Annotated in this window: 10 protein-coding genes; 2 read left to right on the top strand and 8 right to left on the bottom strand. The window is 69.0% G+C overall.

Annotated features, from left to right (window positions below):
• Positions 1 to 137: 137 nt before the first annotated feature.
• Positions 138 to 971 carry a tRNA (adenine-N1)-methyltransferase gene (locus QH195_RS20980; protein ID WP_280436691.1) on the bottom strand — a complete coding sequence of 278 codons (834 nt, stop codon included), beginning with the start codon at positions 969 to 971 and terminating at the stop codon, positions 138 to 140.
• A 73-nt stretch (positions 972 to 1,044) separates the two neighbouring features.
• Between QH195_RS20980 and QH195_RS20985 the strand changes: the two genes are divergently transcribed.
• Positions 1,045 to 1,941: a RecB family exonuclease gene (locus QH195_RS20985; protein ID WP_280421228.1), complete on the top strand. Its 897-nt coding sequence runs from the start codon at positions 1,045 to 1,047 to the stop codon at positions 1,939 to 1,941.
• Between the two features lie 334 nt (positions 1,942 to 2,275).
• Here the strand turns inward: QH195_RS20985 and hisG are convergent, their stop codons facing one another.
• Together hisG and QH195_RS20995 are read right to left on the bottom strand one after the other, a co-directional pair.
• Complete coding sequence (hisG, locus tag QH195_RS20990) at positions 2,276 to 3,127, bottom strand: ATP phosphoribosyltransferase (protein WP_280421229.1); 852 nt, start codon at positions 3,125 to 3,127, stop codon at positions 2,276 to 2,278.
• Positions 3,128 to 3,167: 40 nt separating this feature from the next.
• Entirely contained in the window at positions 3,168 to 3,431 is a 264-nt protein-coding gene (locus tag QH195_RS20995) for a phosphoribosyl-ATP diphosphatase (RefSeq protein ID WP_030521337.1), read from the bottom strand.
• Between the two features lie 172 nt (positions 3,432 to 3,603).
• Here QH195_RS20995 and QH195_RS21000 point away from each other — a divergent pair, with 172 nt between their 5' ends.
• Positions 3,604 to 4,257, top strand: a complete 654-nt coding sequence (locus QH195_RS21000; protein ID WP_280436692.1) for a TetR/AcrR family transcriptional regulator — start codon at positions 3,604 to 3,606, stop codon at positions 4,255 to 4,257.
• Between the two features lie 527 nt (positions 4,258 to 4,784).
• Here the strand turns inward: QH195_RS21000 and QH195_RS21005 are convergent.
• The 5 genes from QH195_RS21005 to QH195_RS21025 form a co-directional block, all read right to left on the bottom strand.
• Positions 4,785 to 6,599 carry a choline/carnitine O-acyltransferase gene (locus tag QH195_RS21005; protein WP_280436693.1) on the bottom strand — a complete coding sequence of 605 codons (1,815 nt, stop codon included), beginning with the start codon at positions 6,597 to 6,599 and terminating at the stop codon, positions 4,785 to 4,787.
• Positions 6,600 to 6,671: 72 nt separating this feature from the next.
• Entirely contained in the window at positions 6,672 to 7,475 is an 804-nt protein-coding gene (locus QH195_RS21010; RefSeq protein WP_280436694.1) for a class I SAM-dependent methyltransferase, read from the bottom strand.
• Between the two features lie 47 nt (positions 7,476 to 7,522).
• Complete coding sequence (locus QH195_RS21015) at positions 7,523 to 8,383, bottom strand: HalD/BesD family halogenase (RefSeq protein ID WP_280421233.1); 861 nt, start codon at positions 8,381 to 8,383, stop codon at positions 7,523 to 7,525.
• A gap of 446 nt (positions 8,384 to 8,829) precedes the next feature.
• A complete protein-coding gene (locus QH195_RS21020) occupies positions 8,830 to 9,534 on the bottom strand; it encodes an HAD family hydrolase (RefSeq protein WP_280436695.1) in 705 nt (234 codons plus the stop codon).
• A gap of 97 nt (positions 9,535 to 9,631) precedes the next feature.
• The gene (locus QH195_RS21025; RefSeq protein ID WP_280436696.1) at positions 9,632 to 11,218 is read right to left on the bottom strand and encodes a serine/threonine-protein kinase; all 1,587 of its coding nucleotides are present in this window, start codon (positions 11,216 to 11,218) and stop codon (positions 9,632 to 9,634) included.
• Positions 11,219 to 11,483 lie beyond the last annotated feature (265 nt).

Raw genomic sequence — 11,483 nt, forward strand, 5'->3', positions numbered from 1 at the left:
CCCCCCCGGGGGGGCCGGGGGGGTGGCGGGGTCGGCCCACTTCCCCGCCCCCCCGTTATATTGGCCCCGGGGGGGGGGGGGGGGTGTTCCGTCCCCCCCCGGGGGCCCCGGTCGTTTCCACGGCCCCTCGGTGCCGCTCAGCCCTTGGACGGCCGCCGCTGCGGCTTCGGGGTGACGACACCTTCGGCCAGCCGCCGAGCGCTCACCAGGAAGGCCGTATGGCCCTGCATCCGGTGCTCGGGCCGCACCGCCAGACCCACCACGTGCCAGCCGCGCACCATCGACTCCCACGACCGCGGTTCGGTCCAGCACTGCTGCTCACGCAACGCTTCCACGATCTTCGACAGCTGCGTCACCGTCGCGACGTACACGATCAGTACCCCGCCGGGCACCAGGGCCTGCGATACGGCCGGTAGCGCGTCCCACGGCGCCAGCATGTCCAGGATCACCCGGTCCACCGGCTCCCCCGCGTAGTCGGCCACATCGGCGACGGTCAGCTCCCAGTTCGCCGGCCGCTCCCCGAAGAACCGTTCCACATTCCGGACCGCGTGCTCGGCGTGGTCTTCACGGATCTCATAGGACACCACGGACCCCCCGGACCCCACCGCACGCAGCAACGAGCAGGTCAGCGCACCGGAACCGGCGCCCGCCTCGAGCACCCTGGCGCCCGGGAAGATATCCCCCTCGTGCACGATCTGGGCGGCGTCCTTCGGGTATATCACCGCCGCCCCGCGCGGCATGGACATCACATAGTCGGTCAGCAAGGGGCGCAGCGCCAGGTACGGGGTGCCGTTGTTGGAGTGCGCGAGCGTGCCCTCCTCGGCACCGATCAGTTCGTCGTGGTCGATGGCGCCACGGTGGGTGTGGAACTGCTTTCCCGGCTCCAGCAGCACCGTGTACAACCTGCCCTTGGCATCGGTCAGCTGCACTCGGTCGCCGACGACGAATGGCCCGGTCCGTCTGGCCGTCATGAATCTCCGTTCCCGCGATGTCCGCGTATTCGCGCGCGGCACCGTGTCGGTGCCGACGGATAGCCTGCCAGGTATGTCAGCGCCACCGAGCACACCCCCGGCGAGTCCCGATCCCGAGGCACCACCCCGGCCTGCCCGGCCCGCGCTGTCGCCTTCGCGCGCAGCCGATTTCAAGCAATGCCCGCTCAAATACCGGCTGCGGGCGATCGACCGGATCCCCGAGCCGCCCACCCGTCAGGCAGTGCGCGGAACAGTGGTGCACGCGGTTCTGGAGGATCTCTACGGACTACCGGCCGCCGAGCGCGAACCCGAACGGGCGACGGCGCTGGCGGGCCCCGCATGGGAGCGCGTCGTCGCGGCGGAGCCGGAAGCGGCACAGGTGGTCGAGGGCGCCGAGGAGCTCGAGAAGTTCCTCGGCGAGGTCCGTGCACTGGTACGCACGTACTACCGACTGGAGGACCCGCGACGTTTCGAACCGCAATCCTGTGAGACCCGGCTCGAGGTCGAACTCGCCGACGGCGCCCCCCTGCGCGGTTTCGTGGACCGGATCGATGTGGCACCCACCGGAGAGCTGCGGGTGGTGGATTACAAGACGGGCCGCGTTCCGGGCCCGAACCAGGAGACACGGGCGCTGTTCCAGCTCAAGTTCTACGCCCTGATGCTGCTCCGTCTGCGCGGTGTGGTCCCCGCCCAGTTGCGCCTGGTGTACCTCGCCGACGCCCAGCTGCTCACCTACGCCCCGGAGGAAGCGGAACTGGTCCGCTTCGAACGCACTCTCATGGCCTTGTGGGAAGCAGTGTCCACGGCCGCCGCGACCGGAGATTTTCCGCCGAATCCGGGTTGGCTGTGTGATTACTGCGCCTACAAAAAGCTGTGCCCGGCGTTCGACGGGACCCCGCCGCCGTATCCCGGCCGGCCCGCCGACGGCGAATCCACCGCCGAGACCTTCGCCGAATCGGTATCGGACTGAGTCCTTTCGGTGGTGCCGCGGACCCAGCGGCCACGGCCGGAACACGAGTCGACTCGACCGCTCCACCTCGGGTTCGGCCCGGCATCCGAACGAATTCTCGTGCCCGACGTTTCTCGTGTCCGATGTTCGGCACCGAGCCCGGCGAGGCCCCGGTGGCATTCCCGTACCACCCCGAAGTGATCAGCGGCGCCGCCGAGTCTCACGAGGCCTGAAAGTTTCGGACCATCCATGATTCCCGCCCGCGAGACGATGCAGCGCCAGCCGCGAGTATCGCGGGCGGAAACCATGGGCCGGGAGAGACGCAAACCTCGCCGACGAAGTCGGCGCCGTCGGTTCAGAAGGCGCGGCAGGAACGGATATCGGTGGCGAGGATGGCGCGGGCGCCGAGATCGGCCAGCCGGTCCATCAGTTCGTTGCCCTGTTTCCGGGGCACGAGGGCGCGCACCGCCACCCAGTCCGGGTCGGCCAGGGGTGCCACGGTGGGCGACTCCAGCCCCGGGGTGATCTGCGCGGCGCGTTCGAGCAGGCTCTTGGGGCAGTCGTAGTCCAGCATCAGATACTGCTGGGCGAACACCACGCCCTTGACCCGGGCAATCAGCTGGTTACGTGCCCGGTCGTCGCGGTCGGCTTCGGCCTGTTCGATGAGCACCGCTTCGGAATCGCACAGCGATTCCCCGAACGCCACCAGGTTGTGCTGACGCAGGGTGCGCCCGGATCCCACCACATCGGCGATGGCGTCGGCGACGCCCAGCTGGATCGAGATCTCGACCGCGCCGTCGAGCCGGATCACCTCCGCCTCGATTCCGCGGCGGGCCAGATCGGACAGCACCAGGTTCGGGTACGAGGTGGCGATCCGCTTGTCCTGCAGATCCTGAACCGTCCAGTCCCGGCCCTGCGGGGCGGCGTAGCGGAAGGTGGAACCACCGAATCCGAGTGAGAGGCGCTCGGACACCGGAGCACCGGAATCCAGGGCGAGATCGCGGCCGGTGATGCCGAGATCCAGTTCCCCGGACCCGACGTAGATGGCGATGTCCTTGGGCCGCAGGAAGAAGAATTCCACCTGGTTGGCGGGGTCGAGGACGGTGAGGTCACGCGAATCGGTGCGTTTGCGGTAACCGGCTTCGGTGAGGATGGCGACGGCGGATTCGGAGAGTGCGCCCTTGTTGGGCACGGCGACGCGCAGCATTATGGCGGTCCTTTCGGGGTTCGGGGAACGGTCGGAGCGTCTACAGATGTCGGTAGACGTCCTCCAGCCGCAGCCCGCGGCCCACCATGAGGACCTGCACCCAGTACAGGAGCTGCGATATCTCCTCGGCGAGCGCTTCGTCGCCTTCGTGTTCGGCGGCCAGCCACACCTCGCCGGCCTCCTCCAGCACCTTCTTGCCCTGGGTATGGACGCCCGCGTCCAGTGCGGCGACGGTACCCGACCCGGCAGGACGGGTGGCTGCGCGATCCTGGAGCTCGGCGAACAGGGCCTCGAAAGTCTTCACGGCAGGTCATTGTTTCAGACCACTCCCGCGCCCTTGTCCCCGAGTGCGCACCGCTGTGCCGTAGCACTCATCCGGCCGGTTCCGGCGCTGTCGCCGCCCGAGGCGGACCGCCCCCGGCGGGCCGGACCCTGGTCATCGGTACTGTGAGAATCCGAGGAGGTGGCCGCCGACTGTGGACGAGAACATGGCACAGGCCCGGCAGGAGCGCCGGCGCCTGATCGTGACCGCCGCGTCCGGATTGTTCGCCGCCTGCGGCTATCGGGCGGCGAGTATGGACGAGATCGCCTGCCGGGCCGGGGTCAGCAAACCGGTCCTGTACAACTCCTTCGGCAGCAAACTGGAGCTCTACCTGGCGGTTCTGCACGAGGCGCTGCGGGTGCTGGGGGAAACGCTCGCGGGGGCGCTCGCGCCCGCCCAGGGCATGCGCTCGATCGTATCGGCGACGGTGGCGGCGATATTCGACTTCGCCGATACCCATCCACGCAGCGCCGCCCTGCTGGCGGGCGCCGCGGTGGTCGATGAGCCGTCGGCGCAGCGGGTGGCCCACCAGGCCACGACGATCTGCACCGACACCCTCCTGCGCGCGCTGGCACCGTATCCGCCGGCGCAGGCCGAACGGGGCTGGCTGATCACGGCGGAGGTGGTCGCGATCGCTCAGTCGTGTGCGCGGCACTGGGTCCTCACCGGGAAGCCGCTCCCCCGGCACGAGGCCGTTGCCACGACCGCGGGCCTGTGCTGGACCGGCCTGTCGGGCGTCCAGCCGGCGCCGAAACACCCGGAGCCCACCGAAACGAGTTCGCCGCCTGCCTCCGATACACGGAGATAGCACAGGCAGGCGCCCGACCGCCTACCGAGATCACCGGCGGGTTCACCCTGCGGGCTGCGAGTGCGGCCTGTAACAACCATTCACCGGCGACGCCGACACCGCCCGCGCATGGCACAGCGGCGCCCGCACCCGTCGGCGGGGCCCGGTTGATCCGGCAGGCACCGCGCCGAGACCGCGCACCGGCCTCTCTCACGTCCGGGCAAAGGCGCAGGTAGGTCGGCAACCGCATACCCGGCAAAGCGCCGGCCCGGACGAATCGTGTGCCGGCTGTCGGTCCAGCGCCCCGTGCGGCGCGGCCCTTGGTGAGCTGAGTTCGTACGTGCGATCGGCGCGGCGAACGACGATGGACCTGCCCGGGAGCGCCCGAACACCCGGACGGCAGGTACCGTCCGGGTTTGCACGGGCGCGCCGGCGTCGTCGATCGGCCGTCCCGCCGTCGGCGGCCGGAATCGGTGACCCCTCTCCACCGAGCCACCGCGGCGGCGTACTGCTCATCAGGGCCGGTAACCGCAGACCGACCGTAGCTCTTACCGCTCGGCGAGCAAGGCCTCCAGTTCCGCGACCGCGGTGCGGAGATGGTCGGCGAAGGCGTACATCTCACCGGCTACCGCGGCCGGGGTCGCCAGATAGAGGTTCCAGCGGTCCGGCAGCAAGACGTAGGCGATACCGATGCACTTCGGGCTGGTGGAGCCGAAGCCGAAGTACCGGATGTTCACCGACGGTGCCGAACTGGTGCTGAGGTAGTCGTCGCGCATGACCGTCCAGCCCGGGCTCCGATACAGCGGGATGGGATCGGTGACACCGAGTTCGGTACCGCGGCGCCGCTGGATCCATTCGAGCTCCCACAGATGCTGTTCCGGCGCTTCACCGGACTGGCACTGTTTGGCCCGGGCCACATGGGCACCGGCAGCGGCGCGGGCCGCGGCGAGTTTCTCGGCGGGCTCGGCGACCGGATCCTGCATGGTGTCGACGAAGTCGATCATCTCCGGGGTGATCACCCGCATCGCCTCGGTCCGGCCGTTGCGGTACTGCCGGGTCGCGATGGATTCGTAGGTGGCTCCGGTGAGACCTTTGCTGCGCCGGTGGGCCAGTTGATAGCTCAGCTGGGCGAAGGCGTCCGGCGAGATACCGAGCTGTTTGGCGCGGGCGGTGCCGAAATCGTCGAAGGACACGGTGGTGGTGGCGTTGTCGGCGGCGTACTGCGCGAAGGCCGCACCGGCGGCGATCACCGCGGCGCGCTGGTCTTCGGTCAGCCGGAATTCGATCTGTTCGACCGGCGGCAGGCCCTGGTCGCGTGCCCCGGACCGTTCCGTATGCCCGGTCACCGGTGTTTCCAGCAGGCTGTCGACGAAGGACAGAACCGTCGTGCCGTCCAATCCGCAGTGCTCGATATTGATTCCGGCCTGACCGTCGGCGAACACGATGAACGACACCGATTTGTCGAACCAGCGGTTGGCGCTGTCGCCGTGCAGCAGGGTGTCACTGGCGTGCAGTTCGTCGCGCGGCGCGAAATCCTCGAGGCAGACGCAGAACAGCGCCGTTTCGACGGTATCGAGCGCGGCGGCGTTATGCGGATCGGTGAGCAGTTCGGCGCGGGCACGTGCCCAGTCGGCCCGCGCCGCGGTGGTCAGATGCCCCACCGAGGTACCGGCGGGCGCGGGTTCGGTGGCGGATTTCAGGATGGTGCGCAGCCCGCCGAGCAGGTCCTCGAAGGCGTACGGGTCGCCGTCGGCACCGAGCACATCCATCCGGAACATACTGCCGCGGTGCAGTACCAGAATGTGGCGGGCGCCGGAGGGGCCCGGCCACTCCTCGGAGTAGGGCACGCGCACGGTGTCCTGTTCGGTACCGGGGATCCGGGTTTCGGAGAACAGGTACTTGTTCTGCCACATCGACAACCGCTGCCCGCGCTGGGTGACCGGTGGGATCTCCTCCCGGTCCAGGGCCAGCTTGTAGTCGACGGCGGCCGCGACGAGGGCCGCGGCACGATCCGCCTGACCCGCCGCGGTGGAAGCCGCCAGCGCGGTATCGTCGCGGAACAGGAAGAAGAAATTGGCGTTCAACGCGATCCGGTCACGCCGGCCCAGATAACGGGACGGCCAGAACCGGTCCAGCCAGCTGCCCACGCCGGGGGTTTCGTCGTATTCGCGCAGGGCCGCGTGCAGGACCCGGCCGGCGCCGTCGGGGCGCAGCAGATCGGCCACGGCGTCCTCGGTGGCCGCCAGTTCCTCGGCGGTCAGCAGGGGTGTACACCACTGCACGAAGCGGGCGCAGCTGTCCTCGAGGGTCGGCAGCGGGACCCTGGGCAGTTGGTCTTCGGCGGCAAAGGTGCGTTCGGTCAAGTCGTCTCTCCGGTTCGGGTCGGTGCTGCTCTACGGTCGGGCTGTTCCCGGTATCGCACCGGTCTCTGAGTACTACGAAACCGGCCGGGACACATAGAGATTGGCATACAGCCGGCCTTCGGACTCCAGGCCGGTGGGATCGATGCCGTTGGTGGTGAGGGTGTCCAGTACCTGCTCGCGTTCGGCGTCGGAGGCGAAGCGACGCTGGGCGAACTCGCCCGGCATCCGCCGGGTGCGGTATCCCAGGGCGTCCAGTTCCGCCTCGATCGGCCCGAAACCGTACATGCGCAGGACGAAGTGTGCCATCCAGGGCCGGCGATCCGGGTCGGCGGTCGCGATCCGGACAAGTGTCTTCTCGGTGACATACCCGATACAGCCGGTGGAGATCACCAGATCGGCCGTGGCGAGGATCGCGCGTTGCTCGTCGGTGGGATCGGCCGCCTCGAGGTCGGCGTGTACGACGGTATCCAGCAGCCCCGCCGCGCGAGCGTAGTCCAGGGCCGGTGCGGAGGCGTCCATTCCGATGAACCGGACCCCGGGCAGGGCGGTGGCACGGCGGACGCGGTCGCGATCACGGGCGATGAGATCGCCGGTCCCGAGCACCGATTCGGTATAGGAGCCCGCCAGCTCGGCGAGGCTCATATCCAGGCGGAGCAGGGCGGCGTTCACACCATAGGAACACCCGATGTCCAGCACGGTGGGGGCAGCTCCCGCCACCGACCGGTACTCCGATATCTCCTCGCGCAGATACGGTTTCGCCAGTTCCGGTATCCGATAGCCCAGTTCGGACATCCGTGCGAAGTAGTCGCGGGGGTCGGGCCTCGAGTAGATATCGTCGAAGGATGCTTTCCCGGTGGTGTGCAACGGCACTGGCACGTTGTGTTCCTCTCGGTAGGGCGGTACCCACTCGATCGGGTCCCTGATCAATCCAGCAGCCGGTCACCGCGGACGGCGTCGGCCGCCGCGTGATGATCCGGCAGCACCCGCCCGAAGAGCTGGCGGGTACGTTCCACGGTGCCGATGACACCGGGGCGGTCACTGTAGGCGAAGATCGCCGTATGCCGAGGGGTCGCGCCCTGCACCGGTGACACCCGGTGCAGCGAGTACCTTCCCTGGAAAAGCTGCAGGTCACCGGGCCGCAACTCCAGGCGCCGGACCAGACCCTGGCCTGCCCCGGTGAGTACGGCATGCACATCGGCGAGATTCTCGGTGTGCGGGGAACGGATATTCGGGCAGTACTCGAACACACCCCCGGACTCCGGTGCCGCCGTGAGCATGCTGACAGTGAACTCGTTGGTGTCGAAATGCCATGGATGCGCATTGCCCGGCGCCACCACGTTCAGCACGAGACCGGCCAGCGGGTCGGCGAATTCGTGCAGCTGCGCCCGACCGAAGCAGGCAGCCAGAAATCGCTGGAATTCGGTGTCGGTGTACAGCTGGTGGATCAGCGCGCCGGCCGGGATCCGGTCACGCGGGACGAAGGCATTACCGCGTTCGAAGATGATCCGCCCGGGATGATCCGCGGGCAGTTCGGTATCGAGCGGAATGTTGTACGCGTTCACCCGTTCGGTGCGGTAGTAGGCGTGCGGCGCCATCCGCTGTCCCTGTTCCGCCAGCAGCCCGTGCAACTCCGGCCGGATGAACTCGCGCAGTACGGTGCACCCGTCCTCCGCGAGATCGGCCCGCGCAGCCGCGACAGCGGTATGCCAGCCGGGCGTATCGGGCTCCGCGAGCGGGTAGCGGGAAGTATCGACGATCTCGTCCAAGGTCACCGTGGCGGCCATAGCGACATTGTTGTCGCCGGACGGCCGACACGCCCGGCGAATCCGGGAGATGCCCGGTGAGCCCGGTCACGGACCATTCGGTTTTGTTGATCCGCAACACTATTCGCAGCGCAAGATTGTCCTTTCGCACCGTTTACCGACGCACTCCGATGGACACCACGGCTTCGATGCCCACCGTCGTCCGCGCCGGTCGAGCACCACCGAGGCGGCAACCGCCGGGCCGCGGTGGCGTACGGCGTGACCACCGTTTCCGTACGGCCGGATTCCGCGACCAGCCCTATGGCCACACGATCCGGAAGGCGGATCCGAGGCTTCCGGCCGGCCTGATCGTCGCGCACCGCGAACACCCCGCTCCATCGGCCGCTGCACAGCCGGACGGACCCCGGTTCAGCAGTATCGGGCAGGCACCCCGCGGAACACGGCACCCGGACGCGGCGTCAACGGATCTACGATTCGGCGTACTGGACCCGCGTACGCAGGCACAGCTCCAGATCGTCACGGCTCAACCCGATGAGAGTGTCGCGATGCGTGCGGGACGGATCGAGGGGTACCGGGATCTCGCAGGGCACCACCAGCACACCGCAGCCCGCCGCTGCGGCGGCGGCCACCCCGGTGACCGAATCCTCGACCGCCACACAATCGCGGGGATTCAGGCCGAGTAGCTGCGCCGCGCGGAGGTAGACGGCCGGGTCGGGTTTCCCGTGCGGCACCTCGTCGCCGCAGACCGAGACATCGAATCGGGCCCGGCCCAGGGTTTCCAGGGCGAGTTCGGTGAGCGACCGTTTCGTGTTGGTCACGAGCGCGCAGGGCAGGCCGGCGTCCCGCACCATATCCAGCGCCTCCACCGCCCCCGGCCGCCACGGGATCGGACCGGTCATGAGTTCGGTGACCCGCTCCTCCAAGAACACACCTGCTGCCTCGACGGCCTCCGGGTGCGGGTCGATTCCCAGCTCGGTGAACATGATCCGCAACGCGTTCGCCCCGGAAGCCCCGATCAGCGCGTGCCGGATCTCCTGCGTCATCTCCCGGCCGAGCTCCCGCGCCAGCTCGCGGACGCCGATATCCCACAGCTTCTCCGAATCGAGCAGCGTGCCGTCCATATCCCACAGGACACCGGCCAGCTGGGCCATACGTTCCGGACCTTTCGTCATGGTGGATCGAGACGGCACCGAGCCGCGGGGCACGATCGGAAGCCTGGGCCGACCGTAGCCCGGCCGGGAAAGCGGCGGCAAACCCGGCCGGTCGCGGTCACAGAACCTGTGAGTCGGTGATGACCAGCTGTCCCCCGTTGGGCGCTACGCGGAACGACCGGCTCTCCGACTGCACCGAGCCGTCGCGCATCGTGTAGGTGACGGTCGCGACCGCGCTGCCGTCGCCGGATTGGCTCACCGAGCCGATACTGACCGCGCTGATGGTCGACCAGAACCCCTGGTAGTCCGCGTAACCACCGGCGACGGCCTGATACTCGGGCGCGAGCTGTGACCATGCGGCGGCCGTATTGCCGGGCAGTAGCCCGTAGTAGCCACGCACGAACTGTTCCACGCGGGCGGCCGAGGGTGTCCCGGTTTCGGTGGTACTGGTCGTCGTCGTGGCGGAGGTCGTGGCCGAGGGCCGTTCGCTGGGCTCCGCCTGCGGTTCCCCGGACTGTTCCGGGGCCTCCGCCTGGCTGCTTTCGGGTCCGGCGGCGGTGTTGTCGTCCCCGCCGGTGGCATTGACGAGAACCAGACCCACCACGACCACCAGGAGCAGTGCCGCGGCGCCCGCCAGCACGGCCGTACGGGACCGGGTTCCGGAACCACGCTGGGCGACGGGTCCGGCGGGTGCGGGCGCCGATATCGCGGCCGGCGGAACGCCGGTTCCGCGGAACACCGGCGCCGCGGCGGGCCCTGCGGCAGGCGGGCGGGTATCGGCGGGACCCGGCTCTTGTTCGGGCCGGTCCAGGGTGGCCGTGGCGGCGAGCGTGGGCGGGAGAACTTTCGTGGTGGCGGACGGCGCGGTATCGACCGGTTCCGGCGCCCGGCCGGCGGCCACTTCCTCCAGCATGACCCGCGCCTCGTCCATGGTGGGCCGGTTGGCGACCTCGGTCGCCAGCAACCGCATCACCACCGGACCCAGCGCACCCGCTCCTTCGGGCGGTTCCACCTGTCCGCCTGCTACCGCGTGCAGCACGGCCAGCGGATTGTCGCCGTCGCCGAAGGGCGGGCGTCCGGTGATCGCATGGTAGAGCGTGGATCCCAAGGCGAAGACGTCCGAGGCGGGTATCGGCTGTTCCCCCCGTGCGACCTCCGGCGCGAGATAGGCCGGGGTGCCGGCCAGGAACCCGGTCGCGGTGACGGTGACATCGCCGGTGGCGCGGGAGATTCCGAAGTCGGTGATCTTCACCGTGCCGTCGTCACCCACCAGCAGGTTCGCCGGTTTCACATCCCGGTGCACGATTCCGGCGTCGTGTGCCGCGGCGAGCGCGGCCGCGGCCTGCGCACCGAGTTCGGCGACCTTCAGCGGCGCGAGGGTGCCGTCGAGGTTCAGCCGGTTGGCCAGGCTGGGCGCGTTCATATATTCCATGACCAGCCACGGCTGGCCGTCCTCGTCGGCGACGTCGAAAACCGAGATGGCATTGGGGTGGTGCAATCGCGCGGCGATCCGGCCTTCGCGCAATGCGCGTTTACGCGCCTCCGCGGTCTGCTGTTCGGTCAGGTTCGGGCCCAGCAGCACCTGTTTGACCGCGACGGTGCGCTGCAGCCGGATGTCGAGCGCCCGCCACACCACACCCATGGCACCGGTGCCGATGGGATCCGTGAGCCGATAACGTCCGGCTATCAGCCGATCCTTGCTCATCTGAAGTCGTGGCCCCTTCTGCTCGCCGCCGAGTCGTCCAGCACTCCGCGCGTCACAGGCGGTTGCCTACGGTTCCGCGTCGACCCGGCGCGTGCAACGCACCCGAACGGCATTGTCCGGATTTCTGGTTCCGCGGGAACCTCGGCGGAAATTCCCGGAAATCGTACGCTCCGGCGCCCCGAACCCTGCGGGCAGTACGGGATTTCGGAGCCGATCACGCGCTGGTCACCTGCGGTTTCCGCCGGCGGACCAGGCCGCTGGCGCA

The sequence above is a fragment of the Nocardia carnea genome (genome assembly GCF_029868855.1).
GTDB lineage: Bacteria > Actinomycetota > Actinomycetes > Mycobacteriales > Mycobacteriaceae > Nocardia > Nocardia carnea_A.